Here is a 20,123-nt window from a genome sequence, read left to right as displayed (position 1 = left end):
TCAGCTGCCCCGGTAGGTCGAGTAGCCGAACGGGCTCAGGAGCAGCGGGACGTGGAAGTGGGCGTCATCGGTCACGGTGAAGGCCACGACGACCTCGGGGTAGAAGGCCTCGAGGTCCTGCCGGGCGAACCAGGCGCCGGTGTCGAAGCGGAGCCGGTGCTCTCCCGTCGGCAGCTCGGTCGCGAGGTCGCCCACCCGGCCGTCGGCGTCGGTGACCGCCTCCTTCACCAGCGTGCCCTCGACCGTCTCCAGGGTGACGCGGAGGCCGACGGCCGGGCGACCCGCGGCGGTGTCGAGGACGTGCGTGCTCAGGCTCGCCATCAGGCCAGCACCTCCCGGACCCGCAGCAGCGCGATCTGCGCCAGCTGGTTGATCGTCTCGACCCGCTCGTCGTCGTCGGTGTTGTCGAGCCGGCGCTGCAGCTCGTCGAGGATCTCGGGGGCCTCGCGCCCGGCGGCGCGGATGATGAAGACCTGCCCGAAGCGCTCCTCGTAGGCCCGGTTGCCCTCCTCGAGGCGGCGTACGACGTCGGCGTCCGAGCGGTCGACCCCCGACTGCTCCCGGGTGGAGTGGTCCACGTCGTGGCGGGCCGCGTCGGCGCGCTCGCCGATCCGGGGGTGGCGCGCGAGGGCGTGCTCGAGCTCGTCGTCAGTGATGGTGAGCGCCACCTCGAGCATCCGCTCCTCCACCTCGGCCAGGTGGTCGTAGGGCCGCCTGGCCAGCACCTCGTCCGCCCAGCGCGGCACGTCGAGACAGGTCAGCAGCAGGGGCCGCGCCACCTCGGCGGGCTGGTCGTTGAAGGCCTCCAGCCCGGAGCGGGTCACGGTGGCCTCGATGAGGCCGTAGGGCCGGTCCGCGGCCACGAACACCTCCCCTGGGTTGTCCAGGCCGAACGGCGCCAGGTCGACGAGGAAGTGGTGCTTGTTGGGGGCGGAGAAGGAGATCTCCGCGATGTCCTCGTGCGCCTCGAGGACCGCGCGACCCATCGCGTAGAGCGTCTCCTGCAGGGCCCTGCTGTAGGTCGTCGCGAAGGTCGCGAGCAGCAGCGCGCGCACGGCGGCGTAGGTCGCGTCCCAGTCCACGCCGGTCGCGCCGGCGTAGCGCCACTCCGCCCGCAGCGCGGTGGCGAGGATGCGGTCGTCGGCGTCGGGCAGCGTCGTGTACTCGTCGCGGAGGAAGCCCTTGAACTCCGACCCGGTGGACTTGAGCACGACCAGGTCCTTCAGCCCGGAGACGACGACGGCGCGGTCCCCGGTGAGGTCGACGCGGGTGGTCCGAACCTCGCCGCCGCGCCGGACGAACGCGTGGTCGTGACCCGCGCCGTCGACGTCGATGCGGTCCCAGGCGTACTCCTCGACGCCGATCGTCGCGCCGCTCGCGGCAGGCGTGGCCTCGAGCAGCCGGCGGCCGAGCGCGAGGGCGTAGTCCTCCGGCGAGGTCACGCCGTGCTTCTTGGCGTAGACGAAGGCGGTGTTCTTCTGGGTGTCGGTGGGCAGCACGTGCGACTGGTCGCCTGCGGTGTGCGCCGACGCGAAGTCACCGCGCAGTGCCGTCGAGACGTTGAGGTCGCGGATCTCGTGGCGCGCGGTGTCGCGCACGATCCGCACGACACGCGTCTCCGCCTTGCCGTACTGGTTGGGTCCCAGGACGATCCCCATGCGTCAGTCTCCTTCTCCGTCAGCGTGTGCGCCTGCGCGGTGTGCCAGCCCGGCCAGGGCGTCGGTGTCGAGACCGGTCGCGTCGGCGACCTCGGCGCCCGAGAGGGCACCGCAGTCCAGCCCGCGCAGCAGGAAGTCGGCCAGCGCGCGGGCGGTCGCCGGCTCGTCGAGCACGCCGGAGTCCTGGCGCTGCACGTAGGTCCGCAGGCGTCCCGCGGCCGCGTCCAGCCCTTCGCGGTAGAACGCGAAGGTCGCTGCGAACCGGGTCGGCAGCTGCGCCGGGTGCAGGTCCCAGCCCTGGTAGAAGCCGCGCGCCAGCGAGCGTCGTACGAGCCGCAGGTGGTTGGCCCAGGCGGCCGCGACCTGCTCCGGTGCGCCGACCGGCAGCACGTTGGTGGAGCCGTCGGAGAGGCGTACGCCGGTGCCGGCTGCGGCGGCCTGCATGACCGCCTTGGCGTGGTCGGCGACCGGGTGCGCGAGGCTCTGGTGGGCCGCAGCGATGCCGCAGTAGGCGGAGTAGTCGTAGGTGCCGTAGTGGAGCCCGGTGCAGCGACCGCCCGACGCGTGGACCATCCGCGCGACGAGCGCCGTGCCGTCCGGCCCGAGGATCGACTGCGGCGTCTCGACCTGGATCTCGAAGTGCAAGGACCCGCCGGACAGGCCGAGGGCCTCCTCCAGCCGCTGCAGGGTGTGGACCAGGGCCTCGACCTGCTCGACGGCGGTGACCTTGGGGAGGGTCACCACGAACCCGTCGGGCAGCGGCCCGTCCGCCACCAGGCGCTCGAGGAAGACCGCCAGGGTGCGCACACCGCGCCGACGGGTCGGCGCCTCGAACCCCTTGAACCGGATGCCGTTGTACGGCGCCGCGTCGCCCGCCCGGATCGCCGACCGCAGCGCGTCGGCGGACCGCCGGGCGTCGGCGTCCTCCTCGTCGTCCGGGCGCGAGCCGTAGCCGTCCTCGAAGTCGATGCGCAGGTCCTCGACGGGCTCGCGGCCGAGCTTCTCCCGCACCCGGGCGACGAGGTCGTGGTCGCCGTCGACCAGCCCGAGGAGCAGCGCCTCGTGCTCCTCGGTCACCTGCAGGGCGGCGGCGCCGTGCTCGGGGACCAGGCCGGCGTGGAAGCGGTCCGCCGGGACGTAGACCGTGTGCACCGGCTGCCGACCGGCCCGCTCACCCGGGTAGTGGGCGGCCAGCGCGGCGTCGACCGCGCCGAGCCGCTCGTCGAGCTCGGCCTCCAGCTCGACGAGCACGCCGAGGGCGCGACCCGGCACCTGGCTCTCCATGCGGAGACCCTAGACCCGGCTCAGTGCGAAGGAGGGCGCTTGCGCTGCGGCGCGGGGCGCGTCGGGTCGTCGTCGGGCCGGTCGAACTCGGACGGTACGACGATGGGCCTGAGCCGAGCCCAGCCGATGAAGACGACCGCCACGAGGACCAGCGCGAGCCCGGTCCAGAGGTTGGCGTTGACGCCGCCGGTCTTGTCGGGCTCGTGCTCGCCGAGGAGCCCGGCGAGCGTGAGGATGACGCCGTACACCCCCATGAGGGCGCCGATGATGTTGCGGATGTCGAACGCACCCGCCTTGTGGGGCTTGTCGGCAGTGGTGTCGGACTTCGCGCCGGACTGCGCATCGGACATGGTGGCCCCTCTCTCAGAAGGCGATGTTGAGGACGACGACCATCGCGAGCGCGATGCCGGCGAGCGGGACCGTGCGGCGGTACCACGGCATGGAGGCCTCGTGCGGGTCCGTACGGTCCTCGATGGGCGTCTCGGAGTAGACGAGGCCCTTGAGCTCGGAGGCCGGCTTGGGCTCGGTCACCAGCGAGACGATCACGCTGAGCACGATGTCGACCACGAACGCCGTCGACGCGGCGAGGAAGGCCGCGCCCTGCCCCGGCAGGTCGATGACCCCGGCAGCGGCGAGGCGGTCGACCGCGACGGCCGACAGCGTGCCCGCGACGAGGCCGACCCATCCGGCGGTGGGCGTCATCCGCTTCCAGAACATGCCGAGGATGAAGGTGGCGAAGAGCGGCGCGTTGAAGAACCCGAAGAGCGTCTGGAGGTAGTCCATGACGTTCGTGTAGCCCATCGCGATGCGCGCGGTGAAGATCGCGATGACGGTCGCCGCGACCGTCGCGAGGCGGCCGATGCGCAGGTAGTAGTCGTCGGTGTGGTCCTTGCGGATGTAGCGCTGCCACAGGTCGTAGGAGAAGACCGTGTTGAACGCCGAGATGTTGGCGGCCATGCCGGCCATGAACGCCGCGAGCAGGCCCGCGATCGCCAGGCCGAGCAGGCCGTTGGGCAGCACGTCGCGCATGAGCAGGAGCAGGGCGTCGTTGTAGGCCACCCCGTCCCCCGAGGCCCCGCCGGCCGGTGAGCCGCCGCTCTTGAGGTCGACCATCTCCTGCACCAGGACGGCGGAGATCATGCCGGGGATGATGACGATGAACGGGACGAACATCTTCGGGAAGGCGCCGATGATCGGGGTCTTGCGGGCCGAGGAGATCGAGTCCGAGGCCATCGCGCGCTGGACCTCGACGAAGTTCGTCGTCCAGTAGCCGAAGGACAGCACGAAGCCGAGGCCGAAGACGATGCCGATCACCGACAGCAGCGGGGAGTCGAAGCCCGACAGCGCCTGGCCCGGCCAGGACTCGAGCTGCTGCGCGGCCGGCGCGACCGCAGCGTCGGCGGGCGCCTTGTCGGCTGCCGCGGTGATCTTGTCGGTGAGCCCGTCCCAGCCGCCGACGCGGTGCAGGCCGATGAGGGTCAGCGGCAGCAGCGAGGCGACGATGACGAAGAACTGCAGCACCTCGTTGTAGATCGCCGCGCTCAGGCCGCCGAGGGTGATGTAGGACAGCACGATCGCGCCCGCCACTACCAGCGCGATCCAGATCGGCCAGCCGAGCAGCGCGTGCACGATGCCCGCCAGCAGGGCGAGGTTGACGCCGGCGATCAGCAGCTGGGCGACGGCGAAGCTGATCGCGTTGACGAGGTGGGCGCCGGTGCCGAACCGCTTGAACATGAACTCGGGCACCGAACGGACCTTGGAGCCGTAGTAGAACGGCATCATCACGACGCCGAGGAACAGCATCGCCGGCACCGCGCCGACCCAGAAGTAGTGGACCGTCGGCAGCCCGATCTCCGCGCCGTTGGCGGACATGCCCATGATCTCGACGGCACCGAGGTTGGCGGAGATGAACGCCAGGCCCGTCACCCAGGCCGGCAGCGAGCGCCCGGAGAGGAAGAAGTCGATCGAGTCCGACACCGAGCGCCTCGCCATCACCCCGATGCCCAGGACGAAGGCGAAGTAGATCGCGACCAGCAGGTAGTCCAGCCAGGACGCGTCGATCAAGGTGTCTGAGCTCACGTGTGCCTCCCGAAGGCGAGTGGGGCCACCCCGCAACCTAGACCCGGGCCAGCTCGCGCGCGATCACCCCTCCGAAGGGGGCGCCGTGGCTCAGGCGTTCTCCCACAGTCCGACGAGGTTGCCCTCGGTGTCGGTGAAGTAGCCGGTGAAGCCCATCTCGCCGACCGCGGTCCGGGCCCGTACGACCGTGCCGCCGGCCTCCTCGACCTTGCGCAGCGCGTCGTCGATGCTCGTCACGTCGATCACGATGTTCGGCGCCTTGCCCGGGAAGTCGGCCGTCCGCTCGAACATGCCGCCGTTGATGAAGCCGGGCTCCGTCGCACCCTTCTCCGGGTCGGTGGGCCCCGTCGTCACCAACGTGTAGCCCAGGTCCGGCATCGGCATCAGCTGCCAGCCGAACGTGTCGCCGTAGAACGACCTCGCGCGATCGCCGTCGTCGTACGGGATCTCGAAGTGCACCACCTTGTTGGACATGCGGCCCTCCCGCTAGCTCGGATGTCCGTTCAGTGAACTCCGCATGCAGAGGGGGGTCAATGCGTGTGCGCGGGTGGTTCAGTCCTCGACGACGACCTCCACCTCGAAGCCCTCGGAGCTCTCGAGGTAGAGCGCGACGTGCGCCTCGCCGCCCGCGTGCGGGTAGCGGTCGGCGTACATCTCGTGCCAGCCGTGCTCGGTCGACTCCGCGCGCATCCGGTCGAGCTCGTCGCGCGTCTCGACGGTCATCGCCAGGTGGTTGATGCCCGGTCGCAGCCGGTCGTGGTCGCCGTGCTGGTCGGGCGAGTGCTCCATGAAGACGTAGGTGCCGTCGGGGTGCAGCCACGACAGCACGCCCTCCTCGCGCTGCCACCCGCAGGCCGCGAGCAACCAGCCCCACTCCCCCTCGGCGGTCGCGACGTCGTCGACCCACAGGTCGAGGTGGTGCAGGGCTCGCGGCATGCGCTCAACCTAGCCGGGACAGATCACTCGTATGCGTGATGCGTGAGGAGTGCGCCACCCGCGATCGTGGTCCCCATGACTGCACCACGGCGACTCGCGGGCACGGTGGCGGCCTCGCTCGTGCTGGCGCTCCCTGCCGTTCCCGCCGCCGCGCAGGAAGTCACGGAGCACGACGGTCGGGGTGACATGATCCGGGTCGAGGAGGGCGGCAGCGACCCGCAGGCGGCGCCGACGGCGGAGATCGGTGACGTGGTGCGTACGACGTTCCGCCACGACGCCGCACGCGTCGTCGTACGGACCCGGCTCGCCGCGCTCGAGCGGGCCGGGCGGCGCTTCACCGTGTGGGTGGACCTCCAGGACGGAGCCCGTCACTCCTGGTTCGTGGGCGTGCAGGCCACGCGGCGCGATCGCGGCGGACGGACCATCGTGATGGACGACCGGGGCCGCGACCTCCCCTGCACCGCTGCCCACCGCATCGACTACGCCGGCGACACGGTGCAGGTCTCGCTCCCCCGTCGGTGCCTGGGCGACCCGGCGCGGCTGCGGTTCCGGCTGCTGACCGAGCACGTCCGGGCCAGCTGGGAGCACGCCTGGCTCGACAACGGCCTCGCCCCCTCGATGGACGACCGGCACTGGACCGACTGGCTGGCTGCAGGCTGACCCCCGTGCAGTTCCGCGACTCTCACCGCGACCTGCAGGACCGCTTCGACACGCGCCGGCTCGCTGACCGCCGCGGACGGCCAGCCCCAGTGCTCCTAAAGGATTGGCGACCCGGGCCCTGCGGGGCGTGGTCTCCACTTCGACGGGGCGAGCAGCCGCCGGTGCCGAACTGTAAGCGCGACGAGTGGTTAACGGCACCCTGCCCGCGGGCGACCAGCGCTCGACGACGACGCTCCCGACGCCCCCTCGGTCCCTCGCTTCTGAACAGCCGTGGAAGGGGGCAGAGACGGGCGCCGTGCGTTGAGGAGTCGGGCTGACCTGTGCTCGATCTTGACGATCCCTGGACCCTCGACCTGGGGCCATTGTCGGTGCCACCGCCTACAATCAAACACATGAGCGAAGCACTGGCAGAGGACGCCGAGAGGGTCGAAGACGACCTCTCGGCCTCCGCCCTGCTCGCCTCGATCAGGGCCGAGCGCGACGCCGAGAACACCGCGGCCGCACGTCAGCTCGAGCTCGCCGCCCGGTGGGCCGACCTGCACCCGCCGGAGTCGATCCACTCCGCGGCCGCGTTCACGCTGCCGGGTTCGGAGCACGAGGAGCCCATCGCCGGGGAGGGTTGTCCGCTGGTGGCGGAGTTCTGCGTCGCCGAGCTCGGCGCCGAGCTCGGGATGTCGTCGGTGGCGGCGAAGAAGCTGATCGGCCACGCCCTCGAGCTGCGCCACCGCCTGCCCCGCCTGTGGCGCCAGGTGCAGACCGGTGCAGTGCCGGCGTGGCGGGCCCGTTCGGTCGCCGAGACCACCATCCACACCACCCCCGCGCTCACGAAGGATGCCGCACGGTGGGTCGACGCCCAGGTCGCGGCCGTCGCCGGGAAGATCGGACCCGCGCAGCTCGACCGACTGGTCGCGGAGACGATCAAGCGCTTCGGCCTCGCCGCGCCGGACCCGGCCGCCGATCCGGAGGACGGGTACCTGTCGGTCGACCCGCGCCACGCCACGCTCAACGACCAGGACGTGCACTACTCCGGCACCATGCACTTCGAGGCCGACCTCGACCTCGCCGACGCCCTCGACCTCGACGGCGCGCTCGCCCACGGCGCCGCACTGCAGAAGGCCCTCGGCTCCACAGAGTCCCTGAATGTCCGCCGGGCGAAAGCGCTCGGTGACCTCGCCCGCACCCAGACCGCCCTCGACCTCCACGCCCAAGGCTCCACCACCGACACTCGCGGCCAGGACGGACTCCCCGCCGCCCGCGAGGTCGAGCTGCACGTCCACTTCGACGCCGCATTCGTGAAGGACGGCGCAGTGCAGACGATCTTCGGGCCGACCGGTCGACTCGAGGAGCGCCAACGCCTCGTGCTGCTCAACCAGGTCAAGGCCTGGTGCGCCGACTCCCGCACCAAGGTGACCATCAGGCCGGTCATCGACCTGAACGCCGAGCTGTCCGCGCCGGGCTACGAGATCCCCAAGTCGATCCGGGAGCAGGTCGCTCTCCGGGACCGCACCTGCACCTTCCCCTGGTGCACCCGACCCGCCCGGAGCGCTGACGTCGACCACGTCGTCGAGTACGACCACGACGCCGAGGCCGAAGGCAGACCCCAACGCGGTCCCACTGCGTCCTCGAACCTCGCCTGCTTGTGCCGGTTCCACCACCGGCTCAAGACCTTCACCGCCTGGACCTACCGGGTCATCGCGCCCGGAGTGTTCGAGTGGACCAGCCCCCACGGTCACCACTACCTCCGCGACCGGACCGGCACCAGACGCCTCGACGACGCCGGCGACCCAGGCGAGCCGCCCGAGCGACCATGACCCCGCCCCACACCCCGCCAGTCCTCACGATGGCGGGGCCACAGCCATGTCCCGAGCCCTTCGCAGCACCGCTCGCGGAGTGCGGCCGCCAGGTCAGTGCGTTCGCCGATGCGCGATGACATCCCCCATGGGCGTAGTCAGGTTCTTGCCGCACACGTCGCAGGTGTAGTCGTTCACCCCAACCCGTGAGAGGCCTGGCACGGCATGGTTGGACGGGCAGTTCACGTTGGTGCACCACTCGCTACCGACTGCTGTTGCTCCCGTCGCGGCTGGGTCCGGACCACCGGTAGCCGCCATCGGCTCAAGATCAGCGACGACTACGCCACCGCATTCCTCGCAAGGGCGGGTTGTCGGCCCATCGGGGATCAGCACGAGCCGAACCGTATGCCGCTTCTGTCGTGAGTACGCGGATCGCGGAGATCCGTGCGCTCATCGCGGCAGCTCCGGATGTCCGCTCGTTCTCACGCGCGGGCGTGCGTCACCGTGCGCGGCACGGCTTCTCGTCGCGTGGAGATGGCTGTCCACCCGACGAGAGCAAGGAGGCCGCCCGCGCCCATGATCGTCAGCATGCGCACTCGCGCCTCGCGGATGACCGGCCCGCAGGCGATCGCAGCACGTTGCTCATCGTCGGTGGCCGCCGAGCCCGGTTGCGCTTGATCGGGGGTTCCGGACACCAGCCACGATGCGGAGATGGAGGGGCCACAGTCCTCGGTCTGGCCCATGACCGACGTGGACAGTTCGTTCTCCGTGCCGATGGCGAAGGTCGCGAGGAGCACGAGCAAACCACCCGTCAGCGCAGCCTTGGCCCAGCGCGCGTCGACGATCATGTCCGGGTGAGCCCGCACTCCTCTGTCGCGGCCGGCGTTGTCCCAGACCCCCAATTGGTGACCCGGCTACTTCGCGACCAAGCTCCACATCTGGCGGACATGCTCGTCCGAGTGAGCCCCGCGTCTGGGAGCAGCAAACTGGGTGTTCCGCATCGGAGAGCAACTAGCCATCCGTTGGCCTCGCTCGGACGACTAGATCCCTCGACCAACGAAGCCGGCGCGGACATCGCCCTGAAGCGGGCGGGCGGCTAGGACGCCGGGACCTCGCCACGGGCCCCCTCCGCGGCAGATTCGGACGCTCGATGTCTCACTGAGTGACGGCGTCCTCACTCGGTCACCATCAGCAGAGCACACGCCTCATCGACGGCGTTCGCTGTGCAGAGTAGGTACTCGCCGGGAGAGGTGGTCTCGGGGACGAGTACGCGGTCTGGCCCAGGGCCGCTGACCAAGACCTGTTGCCAACCTCGGTTCGCTCTGTCCTCGACCGTCCACCACGTCGGCGTGTAGTCGCCTGACGTGCCCCCATCAGAGGTCAGGTAGTACTTCTCATCCCACTGGCCCTCGCTCCATTGGGCAAGGGAGAACGCGATCCCGCGTTCGCTGTCCGAGGGGAATCTCAGCGCGACCTCCTGTCCGGGCGTCGCCGATGTTGGCGCGACGGTCATCGTGCCTTCGAGGCCGGGGTCCAGACTCGGGGCTGAGTCGTCCGCGCACCCACTCACGACCAGAGCGACGGCAAGCAAGGCCCACCTGGCAGGTTGCGCGCCAGACAGGCGACACCATCCGGTACGACGCTCCATGCGGTGACCCTAGGGGCAGGGTGTCGGCGCTGGTCGCTCATCGGCAAGAGCGGACGCGCAGGCCGGGGCAGACGTGGTGTGATCAGCCCGTGCCCACGCCGGAGGAGATCACCCGCCACCACGACGAGGGTGAGGTGATCTACGTGGGAGCCCACCCGACGGGCTACGTCGTCCGGATCGAGGAGCCCGACCCCACCTGGCCGCGACGCTATGCCGAGCTGGCGGCCCAGGTCTCCGAGGTCCTCGGTGACGGTCTGCTCGCGATCCAGCACATCGGCTCCACGTCGGTGCCGGGGCTGCCGGCCAAGCCGATCATCGACATCGACGTCGCGGTGGCCGACCCCGTCGACGAGGCGGCGTACGTCCCGGCGCTCGAGTCGCTGGGCTTCGTCCACTGGATCACCGAGCCCGACTGGCACCAGCACCGGTTGTTCAAGATGCTGACCGAGCCACGGGTGCACCTGCACGTCTTCGGGCCGGACTGCCCGGAGATGGTCCGGCACCAGATGTTCCGTGACTGGCTCACGTCCCATCCGGAGGACCGTGAGCTGTACGCCGACGCGAAGCGCTCCGCGCTGGCCCGGGTGGACGGGACCGGCGACGACCACGGCGCGCTGGGCTTCGGGATGCGCTACAACCACGTCAAGCAACCCGTCGTGCTCGAGATCTACGACCGCATGTTCCGGGCCGCCGGCCTGCTGTGAGGCTGCCTCACCACCAGCCCTGCTTCTTCGTCCAGCGCAGGAGGAGTCCGCTGATCGAGGCCATCACCAGCAGGATGAAGACGAGCTGGGGGACGTGGGTGCGGTCGCTGGCGATGACGTTCATGCCGTAGATGCTCGCGAGCGCGGTCACCGGCAGGGTGATGGCGGCGATGACGGCCAGGCGCTCCATCGCGACGGTCATCTTCGTCGTGACCCGGGTCTGGTAGAGGTCGATGACACCGAAGAGGAAGTGGCTCTCGCCGTCGGCCAGGCTCCGCAGCCGGTCGAACTGCTCGGCGAGGTCGCTCGCGTAGATCCGCTCGGGCTCGGGGACGACCCGGTCCAGGCCGCGGATCCGCGCATAGATCTCGTAGGACTGCGCGGCCATCGTGCGCACGGTGATGAGCTCGTGGCGGATCAGGAACAACCGCTCGAGGAGCTCCTCGGGGCGGCGGAAGTCGCTGGCCATGGCCTCCTGCTCGAGGTCGGGGAGGCTCTCGGCGACCGTGCTGACCATCGCTCGCTGCGAGCGGACGATCGCCGAGCCGATGGCGTGCGAGAGCTCCGCCGGCGAGACCGGCCGGAAGGTCCCGCGCTCGATGCGGTTGCGCACCGCCACGGTCTCCCGCAGGGCCTCGGCCGGATCGACGACGGGGTTGATCGGTCCGTGCACGGTCACGAGGTAGCGGCGCCCCACCAGCTGGTCGAGCTCCAGCAGGTGCACGTGCCCGGCGGCGCCGGCGTACGGCGAGTGCAGCACGACGAAGACGTGGTCGGTGTAGCCGTGGAGCGTCGGCACGTGGTTGCGCTGGGCGCACGCCTCCACGACCAGCGGATGGGCACCGACGACCTCGGTCAGCAGCCACTCCGCCTGCTCGTCGCGGGCGTGCAGGTCGAGCCAGACGAAGCCGTCGGTGCGTTCCAGCAACGCCGGCAGCTGCGCCGCGTCGTGGGGCCGGATCCCGTCGGGATCCACGAACCACAGGTCCATGTGCTCAGGGTGGCACCGGGTCGCGGTCCGCGCGACGGCTCACTCCCACTCGATGGTGCCCGGGGGCTTCGACGTGATGTCGAGGGTGACCCGGTTGACCTCGGCCACCTCGTTGGTGATCCGGGTCGAGATGCGCTCCATGACGTCGTAGGGCAGCCGCGCCCAGTCGGCGGTCATCGCGTCCTCGGAGGTGACCGGGCGGATGACGACGGGGTGGCCGTAGGTGCGGCCGTCTCCCTGCACGCCGACGGAGCGGACGTCGGCCAGCAGCACGACGGGCATCTGCCAGATGTCGCGGTCGAGCCCGGCGCGGGTGAGCTCCTGGCGCGCGATGGCGTCGGCGCGGCGCAGGATGTCGAGCCGGTCGGCGGTCACCTCGCCGATGATCCGGATGCCGAGGCCCGGGCCGGGGAAGGGCTGGCGCCACACCATCTCGGCGGGCAGGCCCAGCTGCTCGCCGACGAGGCGGACCTCGTCCTTGAAGAGGGTGCGCAGCGGCTCGACCAGCGCGAACTCGAGGTCCTCGGGCAGGCCGCCCACGTTGTGGTGGGACTTGATGTTGGACGTGCCGGCACCGCCGCCCGACTCGACCACGTCGGGGTAGAGCGTGCCCTGCACCAGGAAGCCGACCTTGTCGCCGTGCTCGGCGGCCTCGCCCAGCACCTCGACCTCGGCGGCCTCGAAGGCACGGATGAACTCGCGACCGATGATCTTGCGCTTCTCCTCCGGGTCGGTGACGCCGGCGAGGGCGGCGAGGAACGTCTCGCGCGCGTCGTAGACGTGGAGGTTGACCCCGGTCGCGGCCACGAAGTCGCGCTCGACCTGCTCGGCCTCGCCCTCGCGGAGCAGGCCGTGGTCGACGAAGACGCAGTGCAGGCGGTCGCCGATCGCACGCTGCACGATCGCGGCGGCCACCGCCGAGTCCACCCCGCCGGACAGGCCGCAGATCGCCAGGCCGGTCTCGCCGATCTGCTCGCGGACCCGCTCGATCTGCTCCTCGGCGATGTTGAGCATCGTCCAGGTCTGGCGGGCGCCGGCGATGTCGTGGAGGAAGTGCTCGAGCACCTTCTGGCCGTGCTCGGAGTGCAGCACCTCCGGGTGCCACTGCACGCCGGCCAGCCCCCGGTCGACGTCCTCGAAGGCCGCGACGGGGGTGACGTCGGTGGAGGCGAGGACCGTGAAGCCGGCCGGGGCCTGGGCCACCGAGTCACCGTGGGACATCCACACCTTGTGCTGGGCCGGGATGCCCGCGAGCAGGGTGCCCGGCTCGCTGACCGCGACGGGCGTACGTCCGTACTCCCGCGCGCCGGTGTGCGCGACCTCGCCGCCGAGCCCCTTCGCCATCAGCTGGAAGCCGTAGCACATGCCGAAGACCGGGACCCCGGCCGTGAACACGTCGTCGTCGATCCCCGGGGCGCCGTCGGCGTACACGCTCGACGGGCCGCCGGACAGGATGATCGCCTTCGGCTTGCACGCGAGCATCTCGGCCACCGGCATGGTGTGCGGGACGATCTCGGAGTAGACCCGCGCCTCGCGGACGCGCCGCGCGATGAGCTGGGCGTACTGGGCTCCGAAGTCGACGACGAGGACCAGGTCGTGCTCTGCAGGCTGCGTCACGCTCGGAGTCTATCGGCGCGGTCTTCTGGGAAACGTCTCAGGGCCCGGGTCGGGGAGCGAGGGCGGAGCATCGGGCCCCGGCCCGATCAACACGCCCCAGAAACGTCTCAGGGCCCGATCGGGGAGGGAGGGTGATCGGGCCCTGAGACTTGACTCCCAGCGCTGCTGGACAGTGCCGAGAACGAAGGATCCGGCCCTTGGGAGGGAGCATGACTGCCGGACCCCTCACCCCGCCCAACGACGCCTCTGAAGGGTGGTTACGGCCGACGTCCGATTGATTTTCCCGCCTCAGCTGACGCCGACGATCGGCAGCCGCAGCGCACCCGGCGCGGCTTCCGGGACGACCGGGTTCTTCGGCTCGACCGGCGCCAGCCGTCGGTACGCCGACCCTGCCGCGGGTCGCGGGTCGGCCTCGCCCTTGTTGGGCCAGAACGCCATGGCGCGCTCGGCCTGGGCGGTGATCGTCAGCGACGGGTTCACCCCGAGGTTCGCCGAGATGGCTGAGCCGTCGACCACGTGCAGCCCGTCGTAGCCGTAGACGCGCTGGTAGGCGTCGACGACGCCGGTCGCGGGCGAGTCGCCGATCGCGCAGCCACCGATGAAGTGCGCGGTCAACGGCATGCCGAGCGGCTCACCGACGGCACCGTAGGCCTGACGGGCACCCATGATGCGCGCGAGGCGGCGCACGGCGTCGTAGGCCGCCGGGATGTAGGTCGGGTTGGGGGCGCCGTGCCCCTGCGTCGAGGACAGGTAGCCGACACCGCCGCGCTTGCGCCACACGGTCGTGATCGAGTTGTCCAGGGTCTGCATGACGAGGGCGACGACGGTGCGGCGCGACCAGGTGTTGAGCGAGTAGAGGTCCTTGAGGCCGCTGCGCTGCCGCCACAGCTCCTTGCCCCAGGTGCGCCACCGCTTCTCGCCGGTCACCTCGTCGACCAGCACGGTCGCGAGCAGCGGCATCACGTTCCGCCCGCGCCCGTAGCGGACGGGCTCGACGTGGGTGTGCTCGTCGGGGTGGAAGCTGGAGGTGATGGCCACCCCCTCCGTCCAGTCGACGGAGTCGTCGTTGGCCGTGGCCCAGAGGATCGCCTCGGAGTTGGTGCGGGTCAGCACGCCGAGGCGGTCGGAGATCCCCGGCAGCGAGCCCTCGGCCTTGAGCCGGTGCAGCAGCCGCTGCGTGCCGATCGCCGCGGCGGAGAAGACCACCTGGTCGGCCGTGAACGTCTTGACGGCCCGGCCGCGCGAGAGCTTGGCCTTGGTCCACCGCGCCGTCACCTCGTAGCCACCCGCGGCACGGGGGCGCACGTCGGTGACGGTCGTGAGGGGATGCACCACGGCGCCGTTCTGCTCGGCGAGGTAGAGGTAGTTCTTGACGAGGGTGTTCTTGGCGTTGTGCCGGCACCCGGTCATGCACGAGCCACAGTTGATGCACGTGGTCCGGTCGGGCCCGACCCCGCCGAAGAACGGGTCGGGGACCGTCTCGCCCTCGGGCTGCCCGGGCTGGCCGAGGAAGACGCCCACGGGGGTCGCGTGGAACGTGTCGCCGACGCCCATCTCGTCCGCGACCTTCTTCATGGCGACGTCAGCCGGCGTCGTCCTGGCGTACTCCGTGACGCCGAGCATCCGCTTGGCCTGGTCGTAGTAGGGCTCGAGCTCGGACTTCCAGTCGGTGATGTGGGCCCACTGCGGGTCCTTGAAGAACGGCTCCGGCGGCTCGTAGAGCGTGTTCGCGTAGTTGAGCGACCCTCCGCCCACGCCGGCGCCGGCGAGGATGAAGCAGTCGTGCACCAGGTCGATGCGCTGGATGCCGTAGAGACCGACCTCTGGGCGGAACAGGAACCGCTTCACGTCGCCGCCGTGCTCGGGGAGCTCGTCGTCGGCGAAGCGGGCGCCCGCCTCGAGCACGCCCACCTTGTAGCCCTTCTCCGTCAGCCTCAGCGCGGTGACCGAGCCGCCGAAGCCCGACCCGATGACGAGGACGTCGTAGTGGATCGGCGCGCCGGTGCTCATGCCCGGCCCAGCCTGTTGAGCAGGCGCAGCGAGGCGGTGAGCACCTTGGCGTTGGTCTCCTCCGACATCCCGAAGATCGGCGCGATCGGCACCAGCCGTTGCGTCGCGACCGACTGCGCCTCGGTGTAGCGATGGATGCCCTCGGCTCCCTGGCGCCGACCCACGCCCGACTCGCGCATGCCGCCCATCGGCGCGCCGAGCGAGCCGAAGGTCGCGCCGTAGGCCTCGTTGACGTTGACCGTGCCGCACTTGATGCGGCGGGCGAGCGCCCGGCCGCGCTTGCCGTCGCGGGTCCAGACCGACGCGTTGAGGCCGTACGCCCCGTCGTTGGCGCGCTCGACCGCCTCGTCCTCGCTGTGGAAGCGGTAGAGCGAGACCACCGGGCCGAAGGTCTCGTTGCCGAAGCACTGCATGTCGGCAGTGACGCCCTCGAGGATCGTCGGCTCGTAGACGAACGGGCCGAGGTCGGGTCGCGCCTTCCCGCCGGTGAGGATCCGGGCGCCCTTCGCGACGGCGTCCTCGACGTGGGCGGTCACCGTGTCGAGCTGGGCCTGGGAGATGAGCGAGCCCATGTCCACGCTCCAGTCGTGGCTGGCGCCCAGCGTCATCGCCTGCGTGCGCGAGACGAAGGCGTCGACGAACCGGTCGTAGACCTGGTCGGCCACGAACAGCCGCTCCATCGAGACGCACAGCTGCCCGGCGTTGGAGAACACCGCGCGCGTCGCCCCCTCGGCCGCCCGGTGCACGTCGGCGTCGCGCAGCACGAGCATCGGGTTCTTGCCGCCGAGCTCGAGCGAGCAGCCGATCAGCCGCTCGGCGCACTGCTTCGCGATCAGCCGGCCCGTGGCGGTGGAGCCGGTGAAGCAGATGTAGTCGGCCGCCGCGATCATCGCGCCGCCGATCTCGGGACCGGGCCCGGCGACGACCTGCCACACCTCGGGCGGGAAGCCGGCCTCGTCGAGCAGCTGCACGGCCAGCAGCGCGGTCAGCATGGTCTGGGAGTCGGGCTTGGCGACCACCGCGTTGCCGGCGAGCAGGGCGGGGAGCCCGTCGCAGAGCGCCATCGTGAGCGGGTAGTTCCAGGGCGAGATGATCCCGACGACACCCTTGGGCACGCGGTTGACCTCGGCGCGGGTCAGCACCGGGAACATGCCCCCGACGCGCTGGGGGTCGAGGTGCTCGTGCGCCGTCCGCGCGTAGTAGCGCGCCGTCAGCGCGAGGTGGGCCACCTCGAGGTAGGCGTCCTTGCGGGCCTTGCCCGACTCCCACACGACGAGGTCGATGAGCTCGTCCTGGCGGTCGAGGAGGAGGTCGTGCAGGCGCAGCAGCGCGGCCGCGCGCTGGTCGATGGACGTGGCCGCCCACGACACCTGGGCCTTCCGGGCCCGGGCGAAGGCCTCGGCCACGTCCGACCGGTTGGACTGCGGGACGTGCGCCAGCGGGGTGCCGCCGATCGGCGAGGACACGGCGTGCGTCTCGCCGGACGTGCTCACGACCCGCCGCGTCAGGCTGGCGACGTACGACCGGTCGAGGCCGTAGGCCGCGGTGGTGTCGTGCTCGGGGTCCGCCGGCCCGTCGGTGATGGGGCCGGACGCGGGGGTCTGCTCACTCATCCCTGCAGCGTAGGTCGGGGCGCGGACCCGTTGCTACTGGTTGGTCACTTCGTCCCAACATTTGACACTTCGGGTGGATTTGTCCACCGCGTGCGACAGGTGGCTGATGGGTAGGGTCGCCCCATGTCGACGCCGCTCCCCGCCGCCGCACCCTTCGCCCTCACGACCCGGGTCCTGGCCGCCTCGCTCATGGGCGCGCTCGTCGTGATGGGCGTCGCGCTCGCCGTCGTGCTGCCGCCGGAGGGCTCGCTCTCGGTCACGGTGCTGCTGGTGCAGGTGCTCGCCGGCGTCGCGGCCCACGGCCTGCTGGAGGCGATCGGCTACCGCACGCCCCCGCTCGCCCCCGACCTCACCGACGAGGCCGCCACCGCCCAGGCCCGCACTCGCTGGCAGTCCGGGATGATCCTGCGCTTCGCGGTCTCGGAGTTCATCGCGATCGCCTCCATCGCGGCGGCGTTCGTGCTGCCCGACGGCGACATCCTCACCTACCTCGGCGGCGCGCTCGTGTCGCTCGTCCTCATGGGTGTCCACGTCTGGCCCTGGGCGCGCCCTGTCGGCAGGACGGCCGACGCGCTCGAGGCGTCGGGCCGGGCGTCCGGGCTGCGCGAGACGTTCGGCGTCTAGGTCGGGCGCACCGTCAGCACCTGGGCCATCGTCCCGAACGGTCCCTCCGCGTCGTGGAGGACCGAGCTGGTCAGGCCTTGCCCGGTCGGGCCGAAGGACACCGCGGTGTCGAAGCCCAGCCACCCCGCGACCGGCTCGCGGAAGAGGTGGGCGGTGAGGTCGACGTTGGGGAAGGCGACCGCGCGCGGGTCGGCCCGCACGGTCATGCCGTTGGCGATGTCGAACAACCGCGCAGCCGTCGCAGACGGCCCCGGGGGCGGCGCGGCGGCGTCCAGCAGGGGCACGTCGCTGCGCACCCAGAAGGCGGCCCGGCCCGGCGCGACCTCCTCACGACGCAGCTCTGCCGAGGCGATGAACCCGCCCGGCCACACGCTCGTGGGGTCCCACCCCGGCATCTCGTCGGGACCCGGGATCCGGGACAGGCCGGACCCGACGTCAGCGGGCTCGCCGGTCGGCCCGAGCAGCCAGGCGCGCAGCAGCACCGCCGGGCGGGCGGCGTGCAGCAGGACGGCCTCCACCAGCTCGACGGTGCGCCCCGGACGCAGCACCCGGACCTCGACCTCGACGGCCTCCATCGGCACCGTGCCGAGGATGTCGAAGGAGAGCCGGGAGACGACCAGCCCGTCGTCGCGCCGCCGGTCGCGGTCGGCCTCGACGGCGTGCACCAGCAGCCCGAGCGCGGGCGCGATGTGCTGCTCGGCGGTGTTCCAGGCGCCGCCGACGTGCTGGGTCGGCCGGAACGTCGCGGGTCCGGTCTGGACGAAGTAGGACATGCGTCAGACGATGTCAGGCGCCTTGACCCGCGCCTCGTCGGCCTCCTGGTCGGTCGGCATGAGCTGGCTCTGCCGCTCCGCCTCCACGCGCCGCAGGTAGTGGTCGACCTCGTCGTCGACCTGGGCCTGGTCCCAGCCGAGCGCCTCGGCCATCAGCTCGGCGGCGGGCCGGGCGGCCGCGATGCCGCGGTCGAACGTCTCGATCGACACCCGGGTGCGCCGGGCCAGCACGTCGTCGAGGTGCCGGGCGCCCTCGTGCGTGGCGGCGTAGAGCACCTCGGCGCGCAGGTAGTGCTCGGCGCCGGGAAGCGGCTCGCCGAGCTCCGGACGCTCGTGGATCATCGCCAGGAGCTCGTCGACGAGGCCGCCGTAGCGGCCGAGCAGGTGGTCCACGACCCCGATGTCGAGGCCCGACGAGCGGCTCAGGGCGACCCGCTGGTTGGTGCGCGCCTCGAAGCCCCAGGCGCCCATCAGCGGCACCCGGTCGGTGATCGACGCGGGGGTCGCGTCGAAGTCGCGGATGGCGTGGTCGACCGCGTCGCGCGCCATGACCCGGTACGTCGTCAGCTTCCCGCCGGCGACCAGCACGAGGCCGGGCACGGGGTTGGCGACCGTGTGCTCGCGGGAGAGCTTGGTGGTCTCCCCCATCTCGCCCTCCTTGCGCATCGGCTTGAGCAGCGGCCGCAGCCCCGCGTAGACGCCGATCACGTCGCGGTGGTCGAGCGGGTCCTTGAGCAGCGTGTTGACGTGGCCCAGCAGGTAGTCGATGTCGGTCTTGCTGGCGGCCGGGTGGGCGAGGTCGAGGTCCCACGCGGTGTCGGTGGTGCCGATGATCCAGAACTGGTCCCACGGGATCACGAACAGCACCGACTTCTCGGTCTTCGTGATGAAGCCGCACTCCGAGCGGATCCGGTCCTTGGGCACCACGACGTGGATGCCCTTGCTGGCGTCGACGTCGAGCTGCGCCTGCCCGCCGATCAGGTCCTGGACCTCGTCGGTCCACACCCCCGCGGCGTTGATGACGACCCGGGCGCGGATCTCGAGGTCGCGCTGGCCCTCGAGGTCGCGCGCCTGCACGCCGACGACCCGGTCGCCGTCGCGCAGGAAGCCGGTGACCTTGGTGCGCGTGGCCACGTGGGCGCCGTTGTTGGCCGCGGTGCGGGCGATCGTCATCACCAAGCGGGCGTCGTCGACCTGGCAGTCGTAGTAGCGGATCGCCCCGTGCAGGTTGTCGGTCCTGATGTCCGGGGCCATCCGCGCCAGCTGCTTGCGGAAGACGTGCTTGTGCCTGGGCACGCCCATGTCGTACTTGCCGGTCATGGCCATGGCGTCGTAGAGCGCGATGCCGGCACCGACGTAGGGCCGCTCCCACGCGTGCTCGAGCGGGTAGAGGAACGGCACGGGTCGTACGAGGTGGGGCGCGAGCCGCGTGAGCAGCAGGCCGCGCTCCTCCAGCGCCTCCTTGACCAGCGCGAAGTCGAGCATCTCGAGGTAGCGCAAGCCGCCGTGGACGAGCTTGGACGAGCGCGAGGAGGTGCCCGAGGCGAGGTCGCGCTGCTCGACCAGGCCCACCTTGAGCCCGCGCGTCACGGCGTCGAGCGCCGCCCCGACCCCGACGATGCCGCCGCCCACGACGAGCACGTCGAGCTCGCCCTCGGCGAGGTGCTGCAGGGCATCAGCCCGCTGGTCGGCGTCGAGGGCCTTGGCAAGGGTCATGCCGCCAGTGTCGCAGGGCC

Annotated in this window: 19 protein-coding genes and 1 pseudogene; 4 read left to right on the top strand and 16 right to left on the bottom strand. The window is 71.2% G+C overall.

The window, feature by feature from the left end; genetic code table 11:
- From uraH to ACS3YM_RS02475, 8 genes and pseudogenes are all read right to left on the bottom strand, one after another.
- Nucleotides 1–321 (bottom strand): hydroxyisourate hydrolase, encoded by a 321-nt coding sequence (gene uraH / locus ACS3YM_RS02510; RefSeq protein WP_439938471.1) that lies wholly within the window; start codon nucleotides 319–321, stop codon nucleotides 1–3.
- On the bottom strand, nucleotides 321–779 hold the full coding sequence (uraD, locus tag ACS3YM_RS02505; RefSeq protein WP_439939819.1) for a 2-oxo-4-hydroxy-4-carboxy-5-ureidoimidazoline decarboxylase: 459 nt from the start codon (nucleotides 777–779) through the stop codon (nucleotides 321–323). Before uraD ends, uraH begins: the two co-directional genes overlap by 1 nt.
- Nucleotides 780–815: 36 nt before the next feature.
- A pseudogene (gene pucL / locus ACS3YM_RS02500) lies at nucleotides 816–1,658 on the bottom strand (factor-independent urate hydroxylase); the annotation flags it as partial.
- A gap of 3 nt (nucleotides 1,659–1,661) precedes the next feature.
- Entirely contained in the window at nucleotides 1,662–2,942 is a 1,281-nt protein-coding gene (locus ACS3YM_RS02495; protein ID WP_439938470.1) for a DUF6986 family protein, read from the bottom strand.
- 20 nt (nucleotides 2,943–2,962) lie between these two features.
- Entirely contained in the window at nucleotides 2,963–3,292 is a 330-nt protein-coding gene (locus ACS3YM_RS02490) for a hypothetical protein (protein ID WP_439938469.1), read from the bottom strand.
- Nucleotides 3,293–3,305: 13 nt separating this feature from the next.
- Nucleotides 3,306–5,021, bottom strand: a complete 1,716-nt coding sequence (locus ACS3YM_RS02485; protein WP_439938468.1) for a sodium:solute symporter family protein — start codon at nucleotides 5,019–5,021, stop codon at nucleotides 3,306–3,308.
- Between the two features lie 90 nt (nucleotides 5,022–5,111).
- Nucleotides 5,112–5,495, bottom strand: coding sequence for a VOC family protein (locus tag ACS3YM_RS02480; protein WP_439938467.1), 384 nt, complete (start codon nucleotides 5,493–5,495; stop codon nucleotides 5,112–5,114).
- A gap of 78 nt (nucleotides 5,496–5,573) precedes the next feature.
- Nucleotides 5,574–5,957 carry a VOC family protein gene (locus ACS3YM_RS02475; RefSeq protein WP_439938466.1) on the bottom strand — a complete coding sequence of 128 codons (384 nt, stop codon included), beginning with the start codon at nucleotides 5,955–5,957 and terminating at the stop codon, nucleotides 5,574–5,576.
- A 75-nt stretch (nucleotides 5,958–6,032) separates the two neighbouring features.
- Between ACS3YM_RS02475 and ACS3YM_RS02470 the strand changes: the two genes are divergently transcribed.
- Both ACS3YM_RS02470 and ACS3YM_RS02465 read left to right on the top strand, forming a co-directional pair.
- Entirely contained in the window at nucleotides 6,033–6,617 is a 585-nt protein-coding gene (locus ACS3YM_RS02470) for a hypothetical protein (RefSeq protein WP_439938464.1), read from the top strand.
- 392 nt (nucleotides 6,618–7,009) lie between these two features.
- Nucleotides 7,010–8,428 carry an HNH endonuclease signature motif containing protein gene (locus ACS3YM_RS02465; protein ID WP_439938462.1) on the top strand — a complete coding sequence of 473 codons (1,419 nt, stop codon included), beginning with the start codon at nucleotides 7,010–7,012 and terminating at the stop codon, nucleotides 8,426–8,428.
- Between the two features lie 461 nt (nucleotides 8,429–8,889).
- Here the strand turns inward: ACS3YM_RS02465 and ACS3YM_RS02460 are convergent, their stop codons facing one another.
- Both ACS3YM_RS02460 and ACS3YM_RS02455 read right to left on the bottom strand, forming a co-directional pair.
- Nucleotides 8,890–9,255 (bottom strand): hypothetical protein, encoded by a 366-nt coding sequence (locus ACS3YM_RS02460; protein WP_439938461.1) that lies wholly within the window; start codon nucleotides 9,253–9,255, stop codon nucleotides 8,890–8,892.
- 326 nt (nucleotides 9,256–9,581) lie between these two features.
- The gene (locus ACS3YM_RS02455) at nucleotides 9,582–10,055 is read right to left on the bottom strand and encodes a hypothetical protein (RefSeq protein WP_439938460.1); all 474 of its coding nucleotides are present in this window, start codon (nucleotides 10,053–10,055) and stop codon (nucleotides 9,582–9,584) included.
- An 89-nt stretch (nucleotides 10,056–10,144) separates the two neighbouring features.
- Here ACS3YM_RS02455 and ACS3YM_RS02450 point away from each other — a divergent pair, with 89 nt between their 5' ends.
- Complete coding sequence (locus ACS3YM_RS02450) at nucleotides 10,145–10,759, top strand: GrpB family protein (protein WP_439938459.1); 615 nt, start codon at nucleotides 10,145–10,147, stop codon at nucleotides 10,757–10,759.
- A gap of 7 nt (nucleotides 10,760–10,766) precedes the next feature.
- On the opposite strand, the gene ACS3YM_RS02445 is transcribed toward ACS3YM_RS02450, so the two are convergent.
- From ACS3YM_RS02445 to ACS3YM_RS02430, 4 genes are all read right to left on the bottom strand, one after another.
- Nucleotides 10,767–11,750 (bottom strand): magnesium transporter CorA family protein, encoded by a 984-nt coding sequence (locus ACS3YM_RS02445; RefSeq protein ID WP_439938458.1) that lies wholly within the window; start codon nucleotides 11,748–11,750, stop codon nucleotides 10,767–10,769.
- 39 nt (nucleotides 11,751–11,789) lie between these two features.
- A complete protein-coding gene (guaA, locus tag ACS3YM_RS02440) occupies nucleotides 11,790–13,367 on the bottom strand; it encodes a glutamine-hydrolyzing GMP synthase (protein WP_439938457.1) in 1,578 nt (525 codons plus the stop codon).
- A gap of 288 nt (nucleotides 13,368–13,655) precedes the next feature.
- Nucleotides 13,656–15,377 carry a GMC oxidoreductase gene (locus ACS3YM_RS02435; RefSeq protein WP_439938456.1) on the bottom strand — a complete coding sequence of 574 codons (1,722 nt, stop codon included), beginning with the start codon at nucleotides 15,375–15,377 and terminating at the stop codon, nucleotides 13,656–13,658.
- On the bottom strand, nucleotides 15,374–16,990 hold the full coding sequence (locus ACS3YM_RS02430) for a succinic semialdehyde dehydrogenase (protein ID WP_439938455.1): 1,617 nt from the start codon (nucleotides 16,988–16,990) through the stop codon (nucleotides 15,374–15,376). Before ACS3YM_RS02430 ends, ACS3YM_RS02435 begins: the two co-directional genes overlap by 4 nt.
- Nucleotides 16,991–17,113: 123 nt before the next feature.
- Here ACS3YM_RS02430 and ACS3YM_RS02425 point away from each other — a divergent pair, with 123 nt between their 5' ends.
- The gene (locus ACS3YM_RS02425) at nucleotides 17,114–17,614 is read left to right on the top strand and encodes a hypothetical protein (protein ID WP_439938454.1); all 501 of its coding nucleotides are present in this window, start codon (nucleotides 17,114–17,116) and stop codon (nucleotides 17,612–17,614) included.
- Here the strand turns inward: ACS3YM_RS02425 and ACS3YM_RS02420 are convergent.
- Nucleotides 17,611–18,387, bottom strand: a complete 777-nt coding sequence (locus tag ACS3YM_RS02420; RefSeq protein WP_439938453.1) for a thioesterase family protein — start codon at nucleotides 18,385–18,387, stop codon at nucleotides 17,611–17,613. The two genes, ACS3YM_RS02425 and ACS3YM_RS02420, sit on opposite strands and share 4 nt — an antisense overlap.
- Nucleotides 18,388–18,390: 3 nt before the next feature.
- Nucleotides 18,391–20,103: a glycerol-3-phosphate dehydrogenase/oxidase gene (locus tag ACS3YM_RS02415; protein WP_439938452.1), complete on the bottom strand. Its 1,713-nt coding sequence runs from the start codon at nucleotides 20,101–20,103 to the stop codon at nucleotides 18,391–18,393.
- Between the last annotated feature and the right edge of the window lie 20 nt (nucleotides 20,104–20,123).

The organism is Nocardioides sp. N13(2025) (assembly GCF_051912545.1).
Lineage (GTDB): Bacteria > Actinomycetota > Actinomycetes > Propionibacteriales > Nocardioidaceae > Nocardioides.
This window is presented reverse-complemented; position numbering and strand designations above follow the sequence as displayed.

What these genes read in the sequence shown, in the direction of transcription:
- ACS3YM_RS02420 (WP_439938453.1), bottom strand. Translation starts at nt 18,387, where the DNA reads ATGTCCTACTTCGTCCAGACCGGACCCGCGACGTTCCGGCCGACCCAG.
- ACS3YM_RS02425 (WP_439938454.1), top strand. Translation starts at nt 17,114, where the DNA reads ATGTCGACGCCGCTCCCCGCCGCCGCACCCTTCGCCCTCACGACCCGG.
- ACS3YM_RS02460 (WP_439938461.1), bottom strand. Translation starts at nt 9,255, where the DNA reads ATGATCGTCGACGCGCGCTGGGCCAAGGCTGCGCTGACGGGTGGTTTG.
- ACS3YM_RS02470 (WP_439938464.1), top strand. Translation starts at nt 6,033, where the DNA reads ATGACTGCACCACGGCGACTCGCGGGCACGGTGGCGGCCTCGCTCGTG.
- ACS3YM_RS02455 (WP_439938460.1), bottom strand. Translation starts at nt 10,055, where the DNA reads ATGGAGCGTCGTACCGGATGGTGTCGCCTGTCTGGCGCGCAACCTGCC.
- ACS3YM_RS02490 (WP_439938469.1), bottom strand. Translation starts at nt 3,292, where the DNA reads ATGTCCGATGCGCAGTCCGGCGCGAAGTCCGACACCACTGCCGACAAG.
- ACS3YM_RS02430 (WP_439938455.1), bottom strand. Translation starts at nt 16,990, where the DNA reads ATGAGTGAGCAGACCCCCGCGTCCGGCCCCATCACCGACGGGCCGGCG.
- ACS3YM_RS02445 (WP_439938458.1), bottom strand. Translation starts at nt 11,750, where the DNA reads ATGGACCTGTGGTTCGTGGATCCCGACGGGATCCGGCCCCACGACGCG.
- ACS3YM_RS02480 (WP_439938467.1), bottom strand. Translation starts at nt 5,495, where the DNA reads ATGTCCAACAAGGTGGTGCACTTCGAGATCCCGTACGACGACGGCGAT.
- ACS3YM_RS02435 (WP_439938456.1), bottom strand. Translation starts at nt 15,377, where the DNA reads ATGAGCACCGGCGCGCCGATCCACTACGACGTCCTCGTCATCGGGTCG.
- ACS3YM_RS02465 (WP_439938462.1), top strand. Translation starts at nt 7,010, where the DNA reads ATGAGCGAAGCACTGGCAGAGGACGCCGAGAGGGTCGAAGACGACCTC.
- uraH (WP_439938471.1), bottom strand. Translation starts at nt 321, where the DNA reads ATGGCGAGCCTGAGCACGCACGTCCTCGACACCGCCGCGGGTCGCCCG.
- ACS3YM_RS02475 (WP_439938466.1), bottom strand. Translation starts at nt 5,957, where the DNA reads ATGCCGCGAGCCCTGCACCACCTCGACCTGTGGGTCGACGACGTCGCG.
- ACS3YM_RS02415 (WP_439938452.1), bottom strand. Translation starts at nt 20,103, where the DNA reads ATGACCCTTGCCAAGGCCCTCGACGCCGACCAGCGGGCTGATGCCCTG.
- ACS3YM_RS02495 (WP_439938470.1), bottom strand. Translation starts at nt 2,942, where the DNA reads ATGGAGAGCCAGGTGCCGGGTCGCGCCCTCGGCGTGCTCGTCGAGCTG.